We start from the raw sequence: 22,293 nt of genomic DNA, 5'->3' as shown, positions 1-22,293 counted from the left end.
TCGATTATTTTAGTCAGGAATTTAGAAGGACTCTAAATTGTAGGATAAGTGGCTGAAAAGATTGTTTTCACATGGAAAGGCGCCGCCCCCTTGGGAGCGACGCCTTCAGGCCGGTTTTCCGCCGGATCGACCCCTCAATGCTCGCGGAAAGCGCGGTTCATCGAATCCACCACCGGTTTCGCGATGTATTGGGCGAAGGTTCGCGACGCGGTCTGGATCATCACTTCGACCGGCATCCCCGGCATCGGCGCGAAGCCCGGCACGCGGCGCAGTTCCGAGGCGGGCAGGCGGATGCGCGCGATATAGACCTCGCGCGGATGTTCGCCCGAGCGCTCCACGATCGCGTCGGCGGAGATGTAATAGACCTCTCCGATCAGGATCGGCGTCGTGCGCTGGTTGAGCGCTGACAGCCGCACCGAGGCCTCCTGTCCGACCTTGATCGCGTCGATATCGGTGCGTGCGATCATCGTCTCGATGATGAGCGGCGCTTCCGAGGGCAAGATCTCGGCGATCACCTTGCCCGCTTCGATCACGCCGCCCGCGCCGGAATAGTTCAGCCGCACCACGGTGCCCGACACGGGGCTGTCGATCACGACGCGCTTCAGGATGGAGGTGGCCTTGCGCTCTTGTTCGCGCACGGAATCCAGCTCCGCCTGCACGGTTTCCAGCTCGTCGAGCGCGGCCTGCTTGTGGGTTTCGATCGTCTGCGTGGTCTGCGCCTGATATTTCGCGCGCATCTCCTCGCTCTCGCCGATCTCCGCTTTGAGGCGTCCGATCTGTCCCTCCGCATCGGCCAGAGCGCGCAGCAGGGCGTTCAGTTCGGTCCGTCGGATCAAGCCGCTCTCGTAGAGTTTCGCCTTGCTCTCGTGGTCCTGCGCCAGCAGGTCGCGCTGGGCCTCGGTGGCGGTCAGCTGCGCACGATAGCCTTCGGCGCGGCTTTCCATGGCGGCGATGTTGCGGGCCAGAAGGTCCAGCTCGCTCTGCACTTTCGCCCGTGTCACCTCGAAGGCGAGGCGCTGCGAGTCCATCATCGCGGCGATCTCCGCATCGCGCCGGGCCTCTTGAAGCCAATCCGGGAAGACCAATTCGCGCCAGCCGTCATATTCGGCCTGAATCCGGGCCTCCATCGATGTCAGTCGCGCACGACGCAGAAATAGCGCGCGTTCATTGGCCAGAGCCGAGGTCTCGTCGAGACGCAGGAGCGGTTGCCCCGCCGTGACGAAATCGCCCTCGGAGACGTTGATCTCCTTGATGATCCCGCCTTCGAGGTGCTGGATCATCTTGTTGCGGCCCGTGGCCACGAACGAGCCCGGCGCCATCACGGCGGCGGCGAGCGGTGCGCTGAAGGCCCAGACACCGAAGCCTCCGAAGGCCATCGCGAAGATCGTTAGGCCGACGATGACGAGCGTCTTGATGTTGCGCGGAACCTCGGTCGACCAGTCGCGGGTTTCGGCAGATTGGATCGGGTTGGTCAGAAGGAGTGTCATGCCGGCGCTCCTTGCATGGGTGCGTTGGCGGCGCTGGTGGCGGGTTGGGCCGCTGCGCGCTGTTGCTGGACCTGTTGAGTCTTGGCCTGCTTGCGCCGCTCCAGTTCCGCCAGCATCTGATCGCGCCAGCCGAACATCGCTATATTGCCGTCATTGAGCAGCATGATCTTGTCGACCGCGCTGAGCAGCGAGGGTTTCTGCGTGACCACGACCACCGTGATCCCGTTCGCCTTGGCATGGCCGAGCGCGCGCACGAGGGCCGCATCGCCTTGGGTGTCGAGGTTCGAGTTCGGCTCGTCCAGCACCACGAATTTCGGATCGCCGAAGAAGGCGCGTGCGAGACCGATCCGCTGTTTCTGCCCGCCCGAGAGCGGCGAGCCATCCGAGGCCACGACCGTCTCATAGCCCTGCGGCAGCGAGGCGATCATCTCATGCACATCGGCGAGCGCGGCGGCGCGGTGGATCGCTGCGTCGCTCGCATCCTCGCGCATCCGGGCGATGTTCTGCTTGATCGTGCCCGGGAACAGCTGCACGTCCTGCGGCAGGTAGCCGATGCATTCCCCGAATTGCCGCGGGTCCCAGTTGCGGATGTCCATCAGATCCAGTCGCACAGCCCCCGAGGTCGGCAGAACCGATCCCACCAGCATCTTGCCGAGCGTCGTCTTGCCCGCACCCGAATTGCCGATGATCGCCAGCTGATCGCCCGGCGCGAGCGAGAAGGTCAGCGCGTTCAGCACGACATGTTTGGTGCCCTGCGGGACATAAAGGAGACGCTCGATATCGAGCCGCCCCTCGACCTTGGGCAGGCGCAGCTTGTCGTTGCGGGTCTTGGCCGAGGCCAGAAGCTGGCCGACCCGGTCATAGGCGCCGCGTGCCAGCAGGAACGAGTTCCAGCCCTCGATCGCCCCTTCGATCGGCGCAAGCGCACGGCCCGCCACGATCGAGGCGGCGATCACCATGCCGCCGGTGATCTGCCCGTCGAGCGCGAGATAGGCGCCCCAGCCGAGCATTCCGATCTGGGTGAACAGGCGGAACATCCGCGAGGCGGAGGCGGTGAAGACGTTGCGGTCCTGCGCCTCGGTCTGTGCGCGCAGCGAGGCGGCGGTATCGCGGCCCCAGATCGACACGGCCTCGGGGATCATCGCCATCGCGTTGATGATCTGGCTGTTGCGCGACATCGACTCGAGATGAAGGTTCGCCTTGGTCTGCGCGATATTGGCGCGGCGGAAGCCCTCCGAGGTGATCTTCTGGTTGATCCAGGCGAAGACCATCAGGATCAGCGCGGTGATCACCACGATCGTGCCGAGATGCGGGTGGATCAGGAAGACCGCGAGCACGAAGATCGGTGTGAAGGGCACGTCCAGAAAGGACAGTAGCGTGCCGGACACGAGGAAGCTCCGCAGCGCGTTGAGATCGCCCAGAACCTGATATTCGCGCCCGTTGGAATGCAGCGAGGCCTGCGCCGCCGCCGACAGAACCGGCGCGCCCAGACGTGCCGCCACATCCACCGCCGAGCGCATCAGCACCAGCCGTCGCACCGCATCGAGCAGCGTCTGCACCACGATCGCCCCGACGATCACGATGGTCAGCATCACCAGCGTATCGGTCGAGCGCGAAGTGAAGACCCGGTCGGAAATCTGGAACAGATAGATCGGCACCGCGAGGATCAGGATATTCGTGGCGCAGGTCATCAAAGCGACGAAGGCAATGTTCGCGCGCAGGCGCTTCTTCATGTCATGCAGCGTGCGGGTGAAATCCACCGGACCGAGGCGCTTGTGAAAGGTTGGAGTGGAGGGTGGCGCCGGTGGGGAGCCGGAGGCATTTTGCGCGGGGACACGACCCGCCTCCTTTTGGGTGTCAGCACCACCCTCCGTCCGGGCGGCGACTGTTTCGACAGTCCCCTCCGCGCCGGTCTCTTCGGCTTGCGTCTCCGCCTCGGGACGGTCTCCCGTGGTGGCTTCCGCCTGCCGTTTGTCTGTCGGATCGACCTCTGGCCGGTCCTCGTTCTGAGCCATCGCGTCATGACCATCTTGGCGGTGCGCCTGCCCCCCGGCGGCGTCGTCAGTCCTGTCTTTCATCGAAGTTCCCCTAGTATGTGTAGTTCCGCGCCCCCGTCAGGCCAGAACCGTGTGCAATGCATCGAGCGACCCGCTTCCCCCGTGGGAGCCCGGATGCACCTGGAATTCCTCATCGTCGTAATTCGGCGTGTTCTCGATCATCCCGTCCGCGAGGAAAGCGACCGCCTCCGAGGCGAGCGCCCCTTCGCTGGAACTCGTCGGACCCAGAGGATCACCGCTGCCGTCATCCATCATGCCCGCCTGCCAGATCACCGCGTCGGAATAGACGCCATCGGCGGCCATGATCGTGCTGTCGACACCCGCGACGGTCAGCGACGCGACATTGCCAAGCGTGTTGCCGCCAGCCTCGACGCCGAACTCGCCCGGCCCGTCGATCGAAATCAGGTCGGCGTCATCGAGTATGTTGATCTGGGTGAAGTTGTCCCGGATGACGAGGTCGCCCTCGATATAGAGCACCCGCAGCGCCATCTGGCCGCCGAGAAGCTCATCGCCCAGAAGCCCTTCGACCGCCTCGAAGGCCGCGCCCGGAGGCATCGAATGGTCTTCGCCCGCGTTCGGACCGAGGCCGCCGTAAATCTTGGCAAGCTGATCGAGGACGCTCTGATATTGCGCGTCCATCTCCATGTACTGGTCGATGCCCACCTTGGTCAGATGCGCCTCGTTCCACAGCAGGTTATCCTCGCTCGACACATGGCCCGCGCCGCCATGCCCGACGCCGCCAGATCCGCTCATCACCAGATCGTCGTCGAGCAGCACGTTGATCTGCTCGAGCTGCGCGATTTCGTACATGTTGCCGCCGATCATGATCAGATCGAACTGCGAACCGATTTCCAGCAGCAGCTGCAGATTGACGGTCGAGTTGTCGCCCATCACGATCTCGGCGGAATAGGAGCCGAATTCGAAGCTCACCAAATCCCCGTCGGAGACCGCGTTCACCTGCGTCGTATGGTTATCGATGATCAGGTCGCCGCGAATTGCCGTCATCGCGATCAGGCTGCTGCCAGCCGGCATGACGAGATTGAGGAAGTTCGCGGGATTGGCCTCTTGGGTGTAGACCGCGATGTTGTGGGCCTGCGAGGCGAGCGGATCATAGCCCTCCGCGTTCCCGAGGCCGTTCCCGCCAGCGCTGTTCCCGGTGCCGTGATGGCCCAGTCCGAGCTTCATATCCACGTCGCGCAGCACGTTGACCTGCGAGATCACCGAGAGCGAGGTCATCGACCCGCCCACTGCGATGACCGGCGCATCGAGCCAGTCATGCACCGCCTGCGACTGGTTCAGCAGAAGGTTGTTGCCGGTGCTCAGGCTCTGCACGATTTCCAGCGCCAAGCCAGCCGGATCAACGGGCATGTCGGGGCTTTGGACCAGTCCGGCGGCCCCGTCCTCGCCGCCGATCCCGTCGATCTCGACCTCGACCACACCTTCGCCAAACGGTGCGTCCTCGTCCTCAGACGGATCGCGCGCTTCCAGCCGCAGCGTCAGCGTCTCGGGCATCTCGTCCATGAGCTGTCCGTCGAACACCACTTGGCCGGAGAAGGCGGGCGGAAGGGGGGAGGAGGCTTCACCGTCTTCGAGGCTTTCGTTTTCCGGCTCGGTCATGGTGTCAGGATCGGAAGCGCCCGCTCCTGCTTCGTCTTCCGCATCGGTGTTGGTGGGTGCGGCGAAGATCGTCTCGCTACGGAACATCGCAGCCGTTGCGCCGCCGGGCACGGCCTCGGGATCGAGCGCGTCGATCTGGGCCATCAGTGTCTCTGTCTGCGCTTCGATGGTCGTGCCCACAGGCGCGGTGCTCACCGTCAGCGCATCGGCATAATCGGCCAGCGCCATCAGCTTCGATGCGGAGGCCTCCGGGCCGTATTCGTCCATCAGCTCCGCCGGCATCATGAAGGGCTTGTCGTAGAGCACGTCATGATCGTTCAGCGTGTTGATCTGCGAGGTAATGTGGAGCACCGAGGAGGGCGGGGCCATTCCGAGGAACACCTGAAACGGCACCGGAACTGGCGGAAAATCATAGGGCGGGATCGCGAACTGGCCGGGCGGCAACCCGGGCGGTGCGATGTCGCGCAACTGGTAATCGTCGACGAAGGGCAGCCAGGGCGCGCCGGGCGGCGGCGCCAGTGGCAGTCTCAGCTGCAGCGACGGATCGAAATCTCCGAGCAGGTAATTCGAGTCGACGTTGACGGTGACGGAGAGCAGAACCCCCGGAGCAGGCGTGGAGGCCTGCAGCGCGCGGAAAGCGTCGTATTCCTGTCGGGCGACATAGGCCTCGGTCGTCTGATTGAAGGCACCGATGAAATGGGCGATGATTTCGGTCTGCCGGTCAAGCATCTTACTTCCCCCCTTCATGACGCTGGAGACCCGCGCTTGGATGCGGGTCGTCAGACTGTCGGTTCATCGCATCGGGCGGGCGAATGCCGCCGAGGTCAGGTCCGGGCGTGATGCGATGTGAAACGCCGGGAACGAGATGCGGCGCGCCTCCGGGGAGGCGCGCCGCGCAGGAGCTTATGCCCCGGTGGTGTCGTCGTCGCCGATATAGGTCGAGGACAGCGAGCCACCGACCACGGTGGTATCCACGGCGTTGCCGAGGATGTTCGCACCCATCACGATCGACTGGTTGAACGCGGTGGTGTCGATGGCCGCGCTCGCATCGGCGTAGGACTGGCCGGTGACGATGCCATCATCGCCATTGCCCGAACCCCAGTTGCCGAGGCTGCCGCCATTGCCGCCGCCGCCTGCGGTGACGTCGCCACCGCCGTTACCGCCGCCAGCATAGCCGCCCGTCGCCCAGGAACCGCCGCCCGAGGCTTGCGAACCGGTCGAGGACCAGCCGTAGCCGTCGCCGCCAGCACCGCCGTTGCCGCCTTCACCAGCGCCGAGGCCCATACCATGGCCGACACCCATCGAGCCTGCGGTCGCGCCGCCGAACTCCATCGCACCGGCATCGCCGCCCGTCGCCAGTTCCGGCGAAATGATCGGAAGGATGTCCAGGCTTCCCGTGTCGCCGCCGCCAGCGATCGCACCGGCGCCGCCGTCTTGCGCTGCGGCACCCGAGGCGCCCACACCCAGCCCGACGCCGAGACCGAGGCCTGCGCCGCCGTCACCGCCGTCATCGCCTTCACCCTCGGTGTCCGAGGCCGCGATCGACACGCCGCCGCCCGACAGGGCGATACCGCCACCGGCAAGTGCAGCGCCACCGGTCGAGCCGACATCTTCGGCACCGTTGCCGCCTTCGGAGGCTGCATCGATCCCGTCATCCGCCTCTGCCGAATTGTCCTTGATCGTGGCGTCGACCTGGAAATTCGCTTCGTTGGAAACGCTCGGATTGCTCAGCGTGTCGTTGTCGTTCAGGCTGTTCGACTGAGCATTGATGAGCATGTTGTCGTTACCCGCGCCGTTGAGCACGTCGGTAAAGTTCATGTCATCGCCGGGATCATAGGCGTAGTTCATGTTGCCATCGGCCATCAGAACATCGCCGACGCTCGCCGAGCCGCTCAGGTCAAAATCGGCGAAATCGTCATCGCTCGGCTCGTAGCCGTCGAGATTGAGCCCCACCTGCACATCGACCGCAGTCAGGTTCGCATTGAGGTTCGCATTGGCGTTGAGGTTGCCATTGCCGTTCATGTTCGTGTTGTCGCTGGAGCTATGAGCGCCAGCCCCTGCATGCGAACCGCTATGCGAGCCGGAATCGCTGTTCGAGCCGGAGCCCGCATGCGCACCGGCACCTGCTCCCGACATCGCGCCCGAACCCGCAAGGCTGCCAGCGCCCGATCCCGCCAGCGAACCGGAGTCGCTGCTGTTCTCGGTGGTCGAGTGCTGATACTGGCCCTGGCCTTGACCTTGGTTCTGGGCCTCTAGCTGAGCCTGGCCCTGAGCTTCCGTCTGGCCCTGATTTTGACCCTGCACCTGGATGCTCGGATCGAACCAGTTATGCTTAAAGCTTCCCATTTTCTTACTCCCAGTTGATCGGTCCGGGATCCGTCACTCTGTCTAAAACGGATATGGTCGGACCTTCGTGATTAAGGGCTTTCGCCCCGGTGAATGTCCGCTTCCCCAACCGCTCGGCACCCCGATCCCGATCCCCGAATCGAGCGATTCGCAGGTGGGTCACCCTTTACGGGCGGAGTGTGGAAACAGACGAGTCACAGCCCCCAGCTGCGACACCAACATCCTGCGCCCCGTGATCCTGAGGACCTAGCTAGCAAATGGGTCTAGCCGGTCGGGTCCTCTAACTAACCGGCTGAAACGCATCCATTTTCTAAAATTCCGCGCGCAGAGGGCTGCGGAATCCCGGAGGATCGCGGTGATTTTCACAAAGCCGTTGCAAATGCAGAAATTGGGACAAGGTCTAGTGGCGAAGCTAATGCGCGCTACCACTGGCGCGCGCCAGTAAGTGCCGCAGCGCAGAAATCCCACCACTCGCCCGCCGATTCGAGTAAGATTACGTTACGTAAGAGAATCCTTACCATCGGGTAAACACTTCGGGTAACGCTGATCTCACTGGTCCGTGATATGGTTGATGCGGGCGGTATGACGTGGGGTTAACCGTCCGCATATTGAGTTCAGGGTAGGAGGAGGGGGCCGCCATGAATGCGTTATATAAGAGTGAACCCGCGGGGAAACGTGTAATGCCGTCTTGCCGCAAACAGGATGCTGCGATCTGTTTTCTGGGCGCGTCGCAGATTTTTTCCGATACCGTATTGAGAACCGTCGATGCCGAGGTGGCACCGGCGACTTGTCTGCGTCTGGATGATTTCGAAACGTTGCTCGAGGCGTTGCGGTCCGACGGTTGGATCGAGGATCACGGTGCGCTGTGTTCCCTTATCGTCGATGAGGACCACGCTGATGGTCTCGTCGCGCTGGCCGAACGACGTGAGCCGCTTCTGTCGCGCGTGAAGCTGATCGTCGCGATCGAAGACGAGGCTTATGCGCAAGATCTGATGACGCGCCATAGCGCTGCCATTCTGTCTCATCACATCAGTCTGCTGCCGATGAACGTCAATCTGACGACGTGGCTCTTGATCCTGCGGATGATCGTCTCGGGGGGGCACTATATCCCGCCCGCGCTTCTGCGCTGCCGTCCGGCAGATCCGCCGATCTCGGCGCTGAACGGATCGGCTGCAGCCAACGCGTCGCATGCGATCGACGTATCGGGTCTGACGCCGCGGGAAACCGAGGTGCTGGAGATGCTCGCCTCGGGGCAGCCGAACAAGATCATCGCGGGGCAGCTGAACCTCTCCGAACATACGGTGAAGCTGCATATCCACCGCATCATCGGGAAGCTCGGCGTCACCAACCGCACCGAGGCGGCGATCTGGTATCACCGAAACCGAAGTGCCTAAAGATCCGCCCACGCCGACGGAGATGCGCCCGCCGGATTTCGATCAGTTCCTGATGCAGATCGGGCGCATCAACTACGCGTGGACCAATACGGAGAGCCTTCTGATTCATCTGATCGCGGGGCTCGCCGGGACCGACAAGGGCGTCGCGACGATCATCCATCTGACGCTGAACACGACGCGGGCGCGGCTCGATCTGGTGGATCGGCTGGCCAAGCGCGACGACTGCCCCTGCGCGCCAAAGGCCTGCGAACGGGTGCTGGCGGTGTCCGCGCGGATGAAGAAAGTTTCGGGGCTGCGCAATCATTTCAACCACTGTCTCTACGCCTTCGACGAGGGCGGAGGGCCGGTGCGCGCAATCCAGATGCGGATTGCGGATCGCAAGACCAGTCTGAGGATTGGAGAGGAAAGCGTTCTGGACCGCGCAACGCTCGCAGATCTGGAAGCTGCGCTTGTGGAAATGCAGGCGATCAATGCAGAGATCTGGGCGATCGCCAAGGACTATGGAATGCCGCTGTAAAGCGGGCAGGGGGCGGCAGAAGATATGCCGCGCCGAAGCTCAGTTGCGCATCTGGCGTCCCAGCGCCTCGGCCAGTTCCCACGGGTTCGTCGGCTTCGAGAAGACGGGAATTTCCGGCATGATCGACTGGAAGGCGAGCGGCAGCGGCTCGGCCGTGTTCACCACCAAGGGCACTTCGCGTTTCCACAGCTCAACGATCAGGGCTTCCGCCGATCCGTCGAGCAGGTTCATGTCGAGGATCGCGCCATCGACGTTCATCGAGCCGTCGGACAGCGCGGCACGCGCGCGCGCCAAGGTCGCGAAGGGCCCGGCAACCTGACCGCCCGCCTCCTCGACCGAGAAGGCGATGTCGTAGGCAATGAATAATTCGTCTTCGACCACGAGGACATTGCTGCCCTCGAGGCAAGTCATACTGCTCTGTAACATGGGCTACGCTACCCTTTTATCAGGTCCATTGGCACGGTCATGCGAGCTTGGAACCCGTCGGGAACCCATTCGGTTCCATAGGTTCCCCGCAATTGGCCCTGAATGGTCAGGTCGATGAGCTTGGATCCGAAGCCGCTGTTGCTCGGCCGCACCAGTTCTTCGGGATAGCCGCTTTCTCGCCAGTCGAGTTCGAGCTGCCCGGACGTGTCGCGCCAGGTCAGTTCCAGAAGCCCCGCGTCATGCGACAGCGCCCCGTATTTCACGGCGTTAGTCGCAAGTTCGTGGATCACCAGCGCAAGGTTGGTCGATCCCGCGTGGTTCAGCGCGACAGGAGGACCGCTGAGGACCAGGCGCGGATCGTCGATCCCGGTATAGGGCGAAAGCACGCCCAGCAACAATTCGCGCAACTCGACCATCCCCCGGAAATCGCGCTCGGGCGTGGCGGTCGGATTGATCAGCTCATGGGCGCGGGCCAGTGCACCGATCCGCTCGCGCAGGCCCCGCGCCATTTCCTCCGGCGTCGTCGCATGGCGCGCGGTCATGCCGACCAGTCCCGACATCATCGCGAAGGCGTTCTTGACCCGGTGGTTGAGTTCGCGCGTCAGCGTGTCGCGCGCTTTCGCGATCTGCCGCTCCTCGGTCACGTCGCGGAGATAGGCGAGGATCGCGCCGTGCTCGGGGTAAAGGCGTGCCTCCAGAATGCGGCCGTCTCGCCCGTCCTGATCGGTGACTGTCGGGACACCTGTGCGACGGGCCTCTTCCAGAGCTTTTTCGAAACTGCTTCCGATCAGATGGGGCGCGGTCTCCCAGAGCGACCGCCCGACCGCCTGTGCTTCCGCCTCGGCTCCGACCGAGTCGCGGATGCGGGCGCGCATGACCGAATTGGCGAACCGGATTTTGTCTTCGCTATCGAGTTCGACAATCGCGTCGAAGGTGATTTCGTGAAAATGCGCGAGCCGCCGGTCGACCTCGGCCGCATGTTCGCGCGCCGCGTTCAGATCGGAAATGTCGAGCGCGGTTGCCACGGCCACGGGCGGCTCGCTTTCGACCCGCTGCGCCGAGACTAGCAGATTGCGTTCCGGCCCGTCATGGCGCACGCAGCGCAGTTCCATATGGCTGATCGTCTCTTCGTTGCGCGCCGCGCGCACGATCGGAAACTCGCTCAAGCTGAGCTTGCGCCCTTCTGGCGTGTACGCGTCGAAGGCGAGCTGCTTGGTCACGTCGCCGTCCGTCACGCCGAACATCTCGATCGCGGTGGCATTCAGATCGATAAGCCGACCGGTGCCCAGCTCGGCCACACCGACGCCGATCGGCATCTGGTCGAGAACAGCGCGGAACCGGTTTTCCTCACGATGGGCGACGTTGATCTGACGCCGCAGCCGGATTTCCGCCTCGACCCCGGCGGCGATGTCGGACAGCGCCTCGTATTCTTCCTCGGTCCACTGACGCGCTTCCCGGTCGATCAGGCAGAACGCCCCCAGCGGCTGCCCGTCGATCGTGCGCAGCGGAACCCCGAGATAGGCGGTCACACCCAGATCGCGCACCGCGCCATTTTCGTGCAGCACCGCGTCCTCGCGCGCATCGGATACGTTCAGCGGCGCATCGGATTCCACGACATAGCGGCAGAAGGAATGGCTGAGCGGCGTCTCCGAGGGGGCAGGGGCGTCCAGCCCGGTTTGTGCCACGAAGACCTGTCGGTTCTCATCGACCATGGAAACCAACGAGACAGGCACTCCGGTCACCCGCGTGGCGAGCCGTGTCGCGCGCTCGAAGATTTCCGCAGGCGCACTCTCCAAAAGACCGGTTTCGCGCAACGCGCGAAGCCGCGCCGGATCGGCGAGTCTGGACCGTTCTTCACCGGTCAGCGGAGGGGGCATAGAGGTGTTCATGCGCAGGCTCTCATAATTCCACCTATGCCCCGAAGAAACCCATTTCGCCCAGTGTCATTTGACACGGTTGCGATCACGATTTCCGCCAAACACGATTTTTTTCTACGTTTTTCGTGACTCGGTTGCGGTGTCGACGAATCGCAGAGCCAAGAGGTCGCGATCACCCGCATTCCGAAGGCGCCTTATCCTGAATCCGTAACGCTTTCTAAGGGGTGACGTTAGGTAAGGATTCGCGCAGGTTTCACGTGAACCGGCAGGAACTCGCCTAAGGCGCGCCCCGGTCTTGCCGGGACGCGCCATACGCAAGCACGCGACGGAGAGCGTGCTTAGCAAGCAGCGGCAGGTGTCATCGTGCGTTGGTCGAGCAGGAAGTCGGTCACCATCGCGCCGATCCACATACAGAACAGCGCCAGCCACGCGGTGCCTGCCAGAACGGAGGTGCCCGTCACGCCGTTGCCGATGGCGCAGCCGCCTGCGAGCATCGCACCGAAGCCCATGAAGATCGCCCCGATCATCGAGCGCCGCATCACCGGCATCGAGTCGAAGCCCTGCCATGCGAACTGGCGCGAGAAGAGCGAGCTCAGGAAAGCGCCCAGAACCACGCCGGGCACGAGGCCCACGTCGAATTCCAGCACCGAGTTGCGGTCGAGGAAGAACATCAGCGTATTGGCCGAGGGGCCCGAGAAGGTGACGGAGTTCACCGGCACCGGGTCGAAAGCGACCTGGCTCAGCATGAAGGTCAGCACCCAGCCCACCGCGACCGCGAAACCGACGCCGGAGGCGAAGATCCACGTCTTCACGCCGATCTCGTTGCGCTTGGCCAGATACATACCCGCGACGGCGAAGACGATGCCGATCGCAAGCCCGGTCCAGTTGGGCAGGTGCAGCGCGTCGAGGATATTCACGTTCTGCGCACCGGTGATCCAGAGGCTCGCCAGCCGGTCACGTAGTGGCGCGAGGATGCCCTTGAGGCTCATCGTGGCGGTCACGGCGAAGATCAGCCCCGAGACGACCGAGCGCAGGTTGCCCGTCGCCGCCAGCACCAGAAGACGGCCCGAACAGCCGCGCGACAGCACCATGCCGACCCCGAAGAGAAGCCCGCCGATGATCGCGCCCGACCACGAGCCCGGGACCGACATCACCCGGCTGTCGCCCTGCCGGAACAGGTCCAGAAGCTGCGCGCCCTGCACCCAGACGAGCGCGGTCGAGAAGGTCAGGAACCACACCGCGACCTTGCCGCCCAGCTTGCCGCGCGCGAATTCCACTGTCGCCGCGCGCAGGCAGAAGTTGGATTTCTGCGCGGCGACGCCGAAGATAAGCCCGGTGATCACCCCGAAAAGCGCCGCTGTGGGGCCTTCGCCGATCCGCTCGATGAGTGCGATGATGTCCATGATACGATCTCCCGTTCGCGCACGGGTTCTGCCAGAAACCGCAGAAACGCACATTGATCTGAGTCAGGTTGCACCTTTTGCAGACTTGTCGCGGGGTGCGCGGTCGCGTCTAAGGAGAGGATGATGAAGTTCCGATCCGTCCCTCTCGACGAGGCCCACGAGCTGCCGCGCTGGCGCAGACCCGAGGCGCTGCTCTACGTCATGGCCACCGCCATGCCGATCTCCTTCGCCACCTGGTCGGCGCTGCTGAATAACTTCGTCATCGACGTGGTGAATTTCGACGGCGTCGATATCGGCTGGCTGCAGAGCTTCCGCGAAGTGCCGGGCTTCCTCGCGATCGGCGTGATCGTCGTGCTCTGGGTGATGCGCGAGCAGACGCTAGCGATTCTGTCGCTGCTGCTACTGGGCGGGGCGACGGCGGTGACCGCGCTGTTTCCGAGCTTCGCCGGTTTGATCATCGTGACGCTGCTGTCCTCGATCGGGTTTCACTATTTCCAGACGGTGAACCAGTCGCTGCAATTGCAGTGGATCGACAAGGCGAAGGCGCCGCAGACGCTGGGCCGGATCGTGGCTATCGGGTCTGGCGCCTCGCTTGCGGCCTATGCATTGCTGGTGCTGACCTGGAAAACGTTCAACCTCAGCTACGAATTCGTCTACGCCACCGCCGGGATCGCGACGATGGTGATGATGGCGGCCGCCGCGCTGATCTATCCGCAATTCCACACCCGCGAGCCGCAATCGAAGAAGTTCGTGCTGCGCCGTCGCTACTGGCTCTATTACGCGATCACCTTCATGGCGGGCGCGCGGCGGCAGATTTTCGTCGTCTTCGCCGCCTTCATGATGGTCGAGCGCTTCGGGCTGCGGGTGGATGAGATCACCGCGCTCTTCCTTATCAACTTCGCGGTCAACATGGCCGCCGCGCCTGCAATGGGCCGCTTTGTGCATCGCTTCGGCGAGCGCCGGGCGTTGATCTTCGAATATGTCGGGCTGACGCTGCTGTTCCTCGCCTATGGCGGGATCTACTGGTTCGGCTGGGGCATCTGGCTGGCCTGCGCGCTTTACGTGGTCGATCACTTGCTGTTCGCTCTGGCCTTCGCGCAGAAGACCTATTTCCAGAAGATCTGCGACCCCGAGGATATCGCCCCCACCGCCGCCGTCGCCTTCACGATCAACCATATCGCGGCTGTTTTCCTGCCGGTGACGTTGGGCTATCTGTGGATGGTCTCGCCCGGCGCGGTCTTCGGGCTGGCGGCCTCGATGGCGGTGATCTCGCTGGGGCTTGCGCTCTTAGTGCCGCGTCACCCCTCCAAAGGCTACGAGACGGTGCTGCAAGGCCTCGGTCCGGTTCCGGCGTGACGCCTGCTTGAACTGGAAATTCCGCCGCTCCGCGCCTATCTGAGAGGGGCGCGAAAGGGAGATTTACCATGCTGTTCGGAAAACCCGCCACCATTCCCACCAAGGCCGACGCCCTGCCGGGCCGGGACGAAGCGATGCCTCTGGCAGAGCCGCATTTCCTCTGGGGCCGCGACCTGCGCTCGCCCGTGCCCGAAGGCATGGAAGAGGCGATGTTCGGCATGGGCTGCTTCTGGGGCGTCGAGCGCATGTTCTGGAATACCGACGGCGTCTGGCTCACCATGGTCGGCTATGCGGGCGGTCCGACGCCCAACCCGACCTATCGCGAGGTCTGCACCGGCATGACCGGCCACAACGAAGTCGTCCGCGTGATCTACGACCCCGCCAAGGTCAGCTACGAAGACCTGCTGCGCGTCTTCTGGGAGGGTCACGACCCGACCCAAGGGATGCGCCAAGGCAATGACCGCGGCACGCAGTATCGTTCGGGCATCTACACCTACACGGATGCGCAGAAAGAGGCGGCTGAAGCCTCCCGCGACGCCTATGCCGAACGCCTGCAGGCGGCGGGTTATGGCACGATCACGACCGAGATCATCGACGCGCCGCCCTTCTACTATGCCGAGGATTATCACCAGCAATATCTGGAGAAGAACCCCGGCGGCTATTGCGGCATCGGGGGCACCGGCGTGACCTGCCCGATCGGGCTGAATGCGTGATCTGATGCGTGTGCGCGCCGCTTGACGGCTCGCGCCCGCGGCCCTAAGCCCGGGCGCAACCATCCCGAGGAGCGCGCCCATGACCACCTTCACCGCCTTTACCACGCTGGCCGATCGCGAGGCCGCCGAGGCGCTGTCCGAACGTCTCGAGGAGCTCGATCCCGGCCCCTACGGCACCGGCGTGTTCGAGATCGAGGACGGGTCGGGCCGCTACGAGGTCTCGGGCTATTTCCTCGAGGCCCCCGACGATGTGGCGCTGGACCTGCTGGCGATCTCGCACGGGGCGCAGCCTTTCGTCGTCTCGGAAATCCCGGAAACCGATTGGGTCGCCCATGTGCGGCGCGAACTGGCCCCGGTGCGCGCGGGCCGCTTCTTTCTCTATGGCAGCCATGACGAGGACAAGATCCCCGCCGATGCGATCGCCCTACGGATTGATGCGGCGATGGCTTTCGGGACGGGCCATCACGGGACCACCTCGGGCTGCCTGACCGCGCTCGACGATCTGGCGAACGAGGATCACACCTTCCACAACGTCGCCGATATCGGCTGCGGCACCGCCGTTCTGGCGATGGCGGCGGCGAAGCTCTGGCCCGAGCCGGTGCTGGCCTCCGATATCGATCCGGTCGCGGTAGAGACGGCGGCGGCGAATGTCGCGGTGAACGATCTTGAGGGGCGCGTGATCTGCATCGAGGCTGCGGGCTTCGGCGATCCGCGCCTGAAAGAGGCCGCCCCCTTCGATCTGATCTTCGCCAATATCCTCAAAGGCCCGCTCGTCGCGCTCGCCCCCGAAATGGGCCGCAACTGCGCCGAATCGGGCTTCGTGATCCTCAGCGGGATCCTCAACGAACAGGCCGATGAAGTCGTCGCCGCCTATCAGGCGCAGGGCTTTGTTTCCCATTCGCGTAAGGAATTCGGCGAATGGACGACATTGGCCATGCAGCGCGCCTAATGCGCCACAAATCCGCTCTGATTGCCGTAAGGATTGCTTTACCCTGACCTGAGAAATTGCCTTTGGGGGCATCGCAGTTAACGGGGTTTGCCATGCGCGATCCGCAAATAGAGTCTTTTGAAAAGCGTCTGCATCGGATTGACCAGATCCATCAAGCAGGCGGCGCATTCGAGGCGTCCGGTGCATTGGGGCGCAGCTATTTTGATTCCATGCGCCCGAAATCGCGCCGCAGTATTCCGCTGCGCGGTGTGGCGCTGATTTTTGCCGGTATTTTGCTTGTGAAGGGCGCGATGCTCGCGCAGGTGGGCCAGGAGAGCTACGAGGCGCGTGTCGCAAGCCTCGCGGGTGGGTCGCAATTTGAACGGGTGGGGGCCTGGATCATGCATGCCGACCCGATCACCCGCAAAATCGCCGGGCTGCTCGCGCCGTATATCGGTTGAGCACCGAAGCCACTCCATAAAGAAAGGGCTGCGCCGTTGCCGGGGCAGCCCTTTTCGCATGACCTGTCGGTCGCGTTAGCGCAGGCGCGCCACGTCGAGCCGGGTCAGGCCGATATCGTCCAGCGCGCGGTCGCTGAGCTTCATCAGAGCCTTGCGGGTGACGCGTGCGTCGTTCCAGTCGTGCAGGGCTGCGATCAGCGAGGTAAAGACGCTCGGTCGGGCGCTGCGGCTCATGCGGGTGTTGATATCCATCGAAGCCATGGGGAGGATCCTTCAGTTCACAAACTGCTCAAGTTTCGGGCATTACATCTTCTGAAGCGCAGATAAGACCGGCAGGGTGCGAAAACAATCTCAGTTTTGGCAGCCCCGCCATGCAGGAATCGCATGTGATATGAGGCCTGTTTCCGTATCGCCTCTGGCCGATGTTCCCTTTTCGTGCTAGTTCTTGCGAAACAACACGAGAACGAGGCAGGGCAAATGCGGGTGATCGGGATCGATCCGGGGTTACGCAATCTCGGATGGGGCGTGATCGAGATGGACGGATCGCGACTCAGGCATGTCGCGAACGGGATTCTCCACTCCGAAGGTAAGGATTTGGCAAAGCGCCTGCTGGTGCTGCACGAAGGGCTGAGCGCGGTTATCGCGACCCACGCACCCGAAGCGGCGGCGGTGGAGCAGACCTTCGTCAACAAGGACGCGGTGGCGACGCTGAAACTTGGGCAGGCGCGCGGCATTGCGCTTCTGGCGCCGGCGCAGGCCGGGCTCGAGGTCGGCGAATACGCCCCCAACGCGATCAAGAAAACCGTCGTCGGCGTCGGCCATGCCGACAAGACACAGGTGCAGCACATGGTGCGTCATCAACTGCCCGGCGTGCAGTTCGAAGGTGCGGATGCCGCCGATGCGCTCGCCATTGCGATCTGCCACGCATTCCACCTGCAATCGGCCTCTCGCCTGAACGCGGCGCAACTCTCCCGCGATGCCTTGGGCACAACCCAGCGGAGGCGCGCATGATCGGTCGCATCGCAGGGGTCATCATCCACCGCGCGCTCGACCACGTCATGATCGACGTGCGCGGCGTGGGCTATGTCGTCCATGTCAGCCAGCGCACCGCGCAATCGCTGCCGCCCGTGGGCGAGGCCTGCGCGCTCTATACCGATCTGCTGGTGCGCGAGGACCTGCTGCAACTTTTCGGCTTCCCGACGCTGTTGGAGAAGGAATGGCACCGGCTGCTGACCTCGGTGCAGGGGATCGGCGCGAAAGCCTCGCTCGCGATCCTCGGCACGCTCGGCGCGGAGGGGCTGGGCCGCGCGATCGCGCTGGGCGACTGGTCGGCGGTGAAATCCGCCCCCGGCGTCGGCCCGAAACTTGCCCAACGCGTCGTGCTGGAGCTGAAGGAGAAAGCGCCGACCGTCATGGCGATGGGGGCGGAGTTCACCGTCGATGCCACCCCCGAGGTGATCGAGGACGCGCCCGCCAAGAAGCCCGCGAAGAAAGCGGCCCCGGCCGCGACGCCGAAGGTGAACTTCACCGCCGAGGCGATCTCCGCGCTCACCAATCTCGGCTATGCGCCCTCGGACGCGGCCGGGGCCGTGGCGCAGGCCAATGACGACCCGGAGGTCACCGACACGGCGAAGCTGATCCGCGCGGCGCTAAGGCTCCTGGCCCCAAAGGATTGACCTCTTCCTCTTGGTGAAAATATCCCGGGGTGCGGGGCAGAGCCCCGCTTGCTCCCCTCCGTCAAAGGCGCGACAGTAAATGACGATGAGCGAACCTGATCCCACCCTGCGGCCCGACCGCCTGCCCGAAGACGTCGACCGCGCCCTGCGACCACAGGCGCTGGAGGAATTCACCGGTCAGGCCGAGGCCCGCGCCAATCTGCGCGTCTTCATCGAAAGCGCCAAGATGCGCAGCCAGGCGATGGATCACACGCTGTTCCACGGCCCGCCCGGTCTGGGCAAGACGACGCTCGCGCAGATCATGGCGCGCGAGCTGGGCGTGAACTTCAAGATGACCTCGGGGCCGGTGCTCGCCAAGGCGGGCGATCTCGCTGCGATCCTGACCAATCTCGAGGCGCGCGACGTGCTCTTCATCGACGAGATTCACCGGATGAACCCGGCGGTGGAGGAAGTGCTCTACCCCGCGATGGAGGATTTCGAGCTCGATCTGGTGATCGGCGAGGGGCCTGCGGCGCGCACCGTGCGGATCGAATTGCAGCCCTTCACGCTGGTCGGCGCGACCACGCGGCTCGGCTTGCTGACGACGCCGCTGCGCGACCGTTTCGGCATCCCGACGCGGCTGCAATTCTACACCGAGGACGAGCTGAACCTGATCGTGACACGCGGGTCGCGGCTTTTGGGTATCCCGTCCGACCCCGCGGGCACCCGCGAGATCGCCAAGCGCGCGCGTGGCACCCCGCGCATCGCGGGACGTCTGCTGCGCCGCGTCGTCGATTTCGCGCTGGTCGAGGGCGACGGGCGGCTGACCCGCGAGATCGCTGACCGCGCGCTGACGCGGCTCGGTGTCGATAATCTCGGGCTCGACGGGGCGGATCGGCGCTACATGATGCTGATGGCCGATCATTACGGCGGCGGCCCGGTGGGGGTGGAGACGCTCTCGGCCGCACTCTCGGAAAGCCGCGACGCGATCGAAGAAGTCATCGAGCCTTACCTGCTGCAACAGGGCCTGATCAGCCGCACCCCGCGCGGGCGGATGCTGGGCGCGCGGGCGTGGCGGCATCTGGGGCTGGAGGCACCGAAACCCGCCACCCCGCAGACGGACCTCTTTGGCGATGGCTGACCCTTTGGCACGTTTCGAGATCACCGAGGCCGAGATCGACCACGTCGTGGCGCGCTTCTACGAGCGTGTGCGCGGCCACGCGATGCTCGGTCCGGTCTTTGCGGTGCATGTCACCGACTGGCCCACGCATGAAGACAAGGTCGCGCGGTTCTGGAAGAACGCGATCCTGCGCAAGCCGGGCTATGACGGCTCGCCCATGCAGGTCCACCGCGCGGCAGGCAATGTGCGCCCGGGCATGTTTTCAACCTGGCTTGCGGAGTTTGACAAGGTGCTGAGCGCGGAGCTCTCGCCCGAACAGGCGGCGGGCTGGTCGGCGCTGGCGCATCGCATCGGCATGAGCCTGCGGCAAGGCGTGGTCGAGCGCGAGACCTTTGCGGGCGGTATTCCGAAGCTGAAATGACCCGCGCGCGTAGGCGCGCAAAACTAGAGGTGGAGGGGGCGCTGCCCCCGCTCGTTTCACGAGCCCCCCGGGATATTTCTGCCAAGAGGAAGAGGCTCAGTCCTCTTTCTTGCCGAAGACTCCGGTAAGCGATCGACCGATCAGGTTCGTCACGCGGGGCTTTTGCAGCTTGCGGAAGGGCATCGGACGGCAGACTTCCAGCGCGGCTATGCCAACGCGCGCGGTCAGTGCTCCGTTGATGACGCCTTCGCCGAACCGGCGCGAGAGCTTCGACACCAGATGGCCGCCGGTGACGGTCTCGATCAGATCGTCACCCGCCGCCACCGCACCGGTCGCGACGAGATGGGTCATTACCGTGCGCGCCAGCCGGATCGAGCCGAGCGTGCCCGAGCGCCCGCCATAGATTTCCGCGATGCGCCGGATCATCCGCAGGTTCGCGGTCAGCGCAGTGAAGACGTCGGCCAGCGCCAATGGAACGATAGCAGTGACGGTGGCCACGGTGCGCGACGCAGCTTCGATCTCCAGCCGGGCGGCCGCGTCGAGCGGTCCCATCAGCTCGGCTTCCGCCAGCCCCATCAGCGTGTCGGTGTCGAGTACCTCGCCCGTTTGCTCGGCCAGCCGCTTGCGCGCCCAATCCATCTCGGGCCGCGCCGCATAGAGGCCCGAGACATGGGCCGTCACCTTGCGCGCGCGGCTCAGATCATCTTCGCTCAGCGCTTCCGAGACTTCCTTATGGACCTTGTCGAGCCGCGCCAGCCGCGAGAAGGCGGCGATCTCGCGGCCCGTGATCAGCAGCGCGCCAAGCGCGAAGGCCGCGACCAGCGCGGTGCCGATCCAGCCGAGGATCGGATGGGTGGCGAACAGCCCGTCGATGAAGCGCCAGAGCGCGACGGAGATCAGGAAGCCCACCAGCGCCACGCTCGCGCGCCAGAAGAAGCGCACGATGGGCGAGGTGCGCCGCGCCCCCAGCCGGGTCGCGATCTGCATGGCGCGGCCCTCCAGCCGTTCCTCGGTCGCGCTCGGCATATCCTCGATCGGCGCGGCCTCGGCGGGCGAGGGCGCGTCCTCGATCTCGATCATCACCGGTTTTTTCATAGCTTGTCCCCGATCAGGAAATCGGCCGCGCGGTCGAGCCGGATATGCGGCGGGCCTTCGCCGGGTCGCAGGATCACCGGGGCCGGGGCGAAGTTCATGATCGAATAATCCTCGTCGAGCCATGCGGAGGCCCCTTGCGCCGCGGGCGAGAGAAGCTGCGCCGGGTCGGCGGGTAATTCGCCGGGATAAAGCGCGACCGATTTGCCGCTCTCCAGCCGCCCGCGCACGGCCTGCAACTCCGCCCCGTCATGCGAGAGGGTTTCTTCCGTGGTGCTGCGCAGCGCCGCGATCGACAGCGCGAGAGTCTTCGCGCCCGCGAAATCGGCGCGGTCCTTGGCCTCGCGCAGCAGCGCTCCGGTGATCGCGGTCAGGCGGGCGTGTTGGGTGTGGTGCAGATGGTCGGCCTTGGTCGCGGCGAAGAGGATTTTCTCGACCCGCTTGCCGCCGATTAGCGAGGTCAGCCAGCTTGCGCGTCCCGGTCGGAAGGCCGCCAGAATATCGGCCATCGCCTGGCGCAGATCGTCGAGCGCGGCGGGCCCGGAATGGATCGCGCCCAGCACGTCGACCAGCACCACCTGCCGGTCGATCTTGGCGAAATGATCGCGGAAGAAGGGACGCACCACCTCGCGTTTATAGGCGTCGTAGCGGCGCTCCATCTCGCGCCGAAGCGATCCGCGCGGGGCCTCACCCTCAGGCAAGGGCGCGAAGGTTAGCGCAGGCGATCCGGCCATCTCGCCGGGCAGCAGGAAGCGCCCCGGCGTGCAGTCGGAGAACCCCGCATCGCGCGCCGCGACCAGATACCGTGTGAAGCCCGCCGCCAGTGCCTTGGCTTGCGGCTCGGTGAATTCGGCCGTGCCATCCGCCGCGTCGGACTGCGCCAGATACTCTGCGCCTTGAGGACGGTTTGGCAGGCGCGCCAGCGCCTCCGCAGACCACTCGGCATAGCTTTTGTCCATCAGCCCGAGGTCGAGCAGCCACTCGCCGGGATAATCCACGATGTCGAGATGCACGACGCGCGGCCCGCGCACCGCGCCCAGCATCCCGCGCGGCTGGATGCGGAAGGACAGCCGCAGCTCCGAGACGGCGCGCGTGCCCTCGGGCCAATGCGGCGAAGGGCCGGTAAGCGCGGCAAGGTGGCTCTCATAGTCGAAGCGCGGGACGGTGTCGTCGGGCTGCGGCTGCAGGTAAGCAGCGGTGATATCCGACGCCGATCCCAGCGCCGGCATCCGCCCGCGATCCAGCAGGTTCGCGACCAGCGAAGTGATGAACACGGTCTTGCCCGCGCGCGACAGACCCGTCACGCCGAGCCGGATCACCGGTTCGAATAGCGCTTCCGAGACCGAATGGCCCATGCCCTCGATCCCGCGCGTGATCCCGTCCGCAATGTCGGAAATGCCCAAAGCCCGGCCCCTCACTCTCG

Annotated in this window: 20 protein-coding genes; 10 read left to right on the top strand and 10 right to left on the bottom strand. The window is 64.6% G+C overall.

The window, feature by feature from the left end:
• Positions 1-134: 134 nt before the first annotated feature.
• The 4 genes from BMI86_RS07195 to BMI86_RS07180 form a co-directional block, all read right to left on the bottom strand.
• The gene (locus BMI86_RS07195; RefSeq protein ID WP_078540348.1) at positions 135-1,487 is read right to left on the bottom strand and encodes an HlyD family type I secretion periplasmic adaptor subunit; all 1,353 of its coding nucleotides are present in this window, start codon (positions 1,485-1,487) and stop codon (positions 135-137) included.
• On the bottom strand, positions 1,484-3,565 hold the full coding sequence (locus tag BMI86_RS07190; RefSeq protein ID WP_143594709.1) for a type I secretion system permease/ATPase: 2,082 nt from the start codon (positions 3,563-3,565) through the stop codon (positions 1,484-1,486). Before BMI86_RS07190 ends, BMI86_RS07195 begins: the two co-directional genes overlap by 4 nt.
• 36 nt (positions 3,566-3,601) lie before the next feature.
• Positions 3,602-5,890 (bottom strand): hypothetical protein, encoded by a 2,289-nt coding sequence (locus BMI86_RS07185; RefSeq protein WP_078540346.1) that lies wholly within the window; start codon positions 5,888-5,890, stop codon positions 3,602-3,604.
• Between the two features lie 174 nt (positions 5,891-6,064).
• Positions 6,065-7,507, bottom strand: coding sequence for a hypothetical protein (locus BMI86_RS07180; protein ID WP_078540345.1), 1,443 nt, complete (start codon positions 7,505-7,507; stop codon positions 6,065-6,067).
• Positions 7,508-8,187: 680 nt separating this feature from the next.
• Between BMI86_RS07180 and BMI86_RS21460 the strand changes: the two genes are divergently transcribed.
• Both BMI86_RS21460 and BMI86_RS07170 read left to right on the top strand, forming a co-directional pair.
• On the top strand, positions 8,188-8,901 hold the full coding sequence (locus BMI86_RS21460; protein WP_246831651.1) for a response regulator transcription factor: 714 nt from the start codon (positions 8,188-8,190) through the stop codon (positions 8,899-8,901).
• Complete coding sequence (locus BMI86_RS07170; RefSeq protein ID WP_246831650.1) at positions 8,894-9,418, top strand: hypothetical protein; 525 nt, start codon at positions 8,894-8,896, stop codon at positions 9,416-9,418. The genes BMI86_RS21460 and BMI86_RS07170 overlap by 8 nt, the downstream gene beginning before the upstream one ends.
• Positions 9,419-9,457: 39 nt before the next feature.
• Here the strand turns inward: BMI86_RS07170 and BMI86_RS07165 are convergent, their stop codons facing one another.
• From BMI86_RS07165 to BMI86_RS07155, 3 genes are all read right to left on the bottom strand, one after another.
• Complete coding sequence (locus BMI86_RS07165; protein WP_134330188.1) at positions 9,458-9,844, bottom strand: response regulator; 387 nt, start codon at positions 9,842-9,844, stop codon at positions 9,458-9,460.
• Between the two features lie 8 nt (positions 9,845-9,852).
• Positions 9,853-11,733 (bottom strand): GAF domain-containing protein, encoded by a 1,881-nt coding sequence (locus BMI86_RS07160; protein WP_078540342.1) that lies wholly within the window; start codon positions 11,731-11,733, stop codon positions 9,853-9,855.
• 326 nt (positions 11,734-12,059) lie between these two features.
• Entirely contained in the window at positions 12,060-13,124 is a 1,065-nt protein-coding gene (locus BMI86_RS07155) for a YeeE/YedE family protein (protein WP_078540341.1), read from the bottom strand.
• Positions 13,125-13,247: 123 nt separating this feature from the next.
• Between BMI86_RS07155 and BMI86_RS07150 the strand changes: the two genes are divergently transcribed.
• The 4 genes from BMI86_RS07150 to BMI86_RS07135 all read left to right on the top strand — a co-directional run bounded on the left by BMI86_RS07150 (position 13,248) and on the right by BMI86_RS07135 (position 16,582).
• The gene (locus BMI86_RS07150) at positions 13,248-14,480 is read left to right on the top strand and encodes an MFS transporter (RefSeq protein ID WP_078522071.1); all 1,233 of its coding nucleotides are present in this window, start codon (positions 13,248-13,250) and stop codon (positions 14,478-14,480) included.
• A gap of 68 nt (positions 14,481-14,548) precedes the next feature.
• On the top strand, positions 14,549-15,193 hold the full coding sequence (gene msrA / locus BMI86_RS07145) for a peptide-methionine (S)-S-oxide reductase MsrA (RefSeq protein ID WP_078540340.1): 645 nt from the start codon (positions 14,549-14,551) through the stop codon (positions 15,191-15,193).
• A 79-nt stretch (positions 15,194-15,272) separates the two neighbouring features.
• On the top strand, positions 15,273-16,142 hold the full coding sequence (locus BMI86_RS07140; RefSeq protein ID WP_078540339.1) for a 50S ribosomal protein L11 methyltransferase: 870 nt from the start codon (positions 15,273-15,275) through the stop codon (positions 16,140-16,142).
• 92 nt (positions 16,143-16,234) lie between these two features.
• Complete coding sequence (locus tag BMI86_RS07135) at positions 16,235-16,582, top strand: hypothetical protein (protein WP_078540338.1); 348 nt, start codon at positions 16,235-16,237, stop codon at positions 16,580-16,582.
• A gap of 75 nt (positions 16,583-16,657) precedes the next feature.
• On the opposite strand, the gene BMI86_RS07130 is transcribed toward BMI86_RS07135, so the two are convergent.
• Positions 16,658-16,843 (bottom strand): DUF1127 domain-containing protein, encoded by a 186-nt coding sequence (locus tag BMI86_RS07130; protein ID WP_078522067.1) that lies wholly within the window; start codon positions 16,841-16,843, stop codon positions 16,658-16,660.
• A 216-nt stretch (positions 16,844-17,059) separates the two neighbouring features.
• On the opposite strand from BMI86_RS07130, the gene ruvC reads away from it, so the two are divergent.
• From ruvC to BMI86_RS07110, 4 genes are all read left to right on the top strand, one after another.
• Complete coding sequence (gene ruvC, locus BMI86_RS07125) at positions 17,060-17,593, top strand: crossover junction endodeoxyribonuclease RuvC (protein ID WP_078540337.1); 534 nt, start codon at positions 17,060-17,062, stop codon at positions 17,591-17,593.
• Positions 17,590-18,258 carry a Holliday junction branch migration protein RuvA gene (ruvA, locus tag BMI86_RS07120; RefSeq protein ID WP_078522065.1) on the top strand — a complete coding sequence of 223 codons (669 nt, stop codon included), beginning with the start codon at positions 17,590-17,592 and terminating at the stop codon, positions 18,256-18,258. The genes ruvC and ruvA overlap by 4 nt, the downstream gene beginning before the upstream one ends.
• Positions 18,259-18,343: 85 nt before the next feature.
• A complete protein-coding gene (gene ruvB / locus BMI86_RS07115) occupies positions 18,344-19,378 on the top strand; it encodes a Holliday junction branch migration DNA helicase RuvB (RefSeq protein WP_078540471.1) in 1,035 nt (344 codons plus the stop codon).
• The gene (locus BMI86_RS07110) at positions 19,371-19,778 is read left to right on the top strand and encodes a group III truncated hemoglobin (protein ID WP_078540336.1); all 408 of its coding nucleotides are present in this window, start codon (positions 19,371-19,373) and stop codon (positions 19,776-19,778) included. Before ruvB ends, BMI86_RS07110 begins: the two co-directional genes overlap by 8 nt.
• Before the next feature lie 96 nt (positions 19,779-19,874).
• Here BMI86_RS07110 and BMI86_RS07105 read toward each other — a convergent pair whose 3' ends face one another.
• The gene (locus BMI86_RS07105) at positions 19,875-20,873 is read right to left on the bottom strand and encodes a TIGR01620 family protein (protein ID WP_246831649.1); all 999 of its coding nucleotides are present in this window, start codon (positions 20,871-20,873) and stop codon (positions 19,875-19,877) included.
• Entirely contained in the window at positions 20,870-22,273 is a 1,404-nt protein-coding gene (locus BMI86_RS21455) for a YcjX family protein (protein ID WP_078540335.1), read from the bottom strand. Before BMI86_RS21455 ends, BMI86_RS07105 begins: the two co-directional genes overlap by 4 nt.
• Positions 22,274-22,293: the final 20 nt, after the last annotated feature.

It is taken from the genome of Thioclava sp. DLFJ5-1, assembly GCF_002020115.1.
GTDB classification, from domain to species: domain Bacteria; phylum Pseudomonadota; class Alphaproteobacteria; order Rhodobacterales; family Rhodobacteraceae; genus Thioclava; species Thioclava sediminum.
This window is presented reverse-complemented; position numbering and strand designations above follow the sequence as displayed.

Excerpts from the sequence above, each read along its gene's own strand:
- BMI86_RS07195 (WP_078540348.1), bottom strand. The coding sequence starts at position 1,487 with ATGACACTCCTTCTGACCAACCCGATCCAATCTGCCGAAACCCGCGAC.
- BMI86_RS07190 (WP_143594709.1), bottom strand. The coding sequence starts at position 3,565 with ATGAAAGACAGGACTGACGACGCCGCCGGGGGGCAGGCGCACCGCCAA.
- BMI86_RS07185 (WP_078540346.1), bottom strand. The coding sequence starts at position 5,890 with ATGCTTGACCGGCAGACCGAAATCATCGCCCATTTCATCGGTGCCTTC.
- BMI86_RS07180 (WP_078540345.1), bottom strand. The coding sequence starts at position 7,507 with ATGGGAAGCTTTAAGCATAACTGGTTCGATCCGAGCATCCAGGTGCAG.
- BMI86_RS21460 (WP_246831651.1), top strand. The coding sequence starts at position 8,188 with ATGCCGTCTTGCCGCAAACAGGATGCTGCGATCTGTTTTCTGGGCGCG.
- BMI86_RS07165 (WP_134330188.1), bottom strand. The coding sequence starts at position 9,844 with ATGTTACAGAGCAGTATGACTTGCCTCGAGGGCAGCAATGTCCTCGTG.
- BMI86_RS07160 (WP_078540342.1), bottom strand. The coding sequence starts at position 11,733 with ATGAACACCTCTATGCCCCCTCCGCTGACCGGTGAAGAACGGTCCAGA.
- BMI86_RS07155 (WP_078540341.1), bottom strand. The coding sequence starts at position 13,124 with ATGGACATCATCGCACTCATCGAGCGGATCGGCGAAGGCCCCACAGCG.
- BMI86_RS07150 (WP_078522071.1), top strand. The coding sequence starts at position 13,248 with ATGAAGTTCCGATCCGTCCCTCTCGACGAGGCCCACGAGCTGCCGCGC.
- msrA (WP_078540340.1), top strand. The coding sequence starts at position 14,549 with ATGCTGTTCGGAAAACCCGCCACCATTCCCACCAAGGCCGACGCCCTG.
- BMI86_RS07140 (WP_078540339.1), top strand. The coding sequence starts at position 15,273 with ATGACCACCTTCACCGCCTTTACCACGCTGGCCGATCGCGAGGCCGCC.
- BMI86_RS07135 (WP_078540338.1), top strand. The coding sequence starts at position 16,235 with ATGCGCGATCCGCAAATAGAGTCTTTTGAAAAGCGTCTGCATCGGATT.
- BMI86_RS07130 (WP_078522067.1), bottom strand. The coding sequence starts at position 16,843 with ATGGCTTCGATGGATATCAACACCCGCATGAGCCGCAGCGCCCGACCG.
- ruvC (WP_078540337.1), top strand. The coding sequence starts at position 17,060 with ATGCGGGTGATCGGGATCGATCCGGGGTTACGCAATCTCGGATGGGGC.
- ruvA (WP_078522065.1), top strand. The coding sequence starts at position 17,590 with ATGATCGGTCGCATCGCAGGGGTCATCATCCACCGCGCGCTCGACCAC.
- ruvB (WP_078540471.1), top strand. The coding sequence starts at position 18,344 with ATGAGCGAACCTGATCCCACCCTGCGGCCCGACCGCCTGCCCGAAGAC.
- BMI86_RS07110 (WP_078540336.1), top strand. The coding sequence starts at position 19,371 with ATGGCTGACCCTTTGGCACGTTTCGAGATCACCGAGGCCGAGATCGAC.
- BMI86_RS07105 (WP_246831649.1), bottom strand. The coding sequence starts at position 20,873 with ATGAAAAAACCGGTGATGATCGAGATCGAGGACGCGCCCTCGCCCGCC.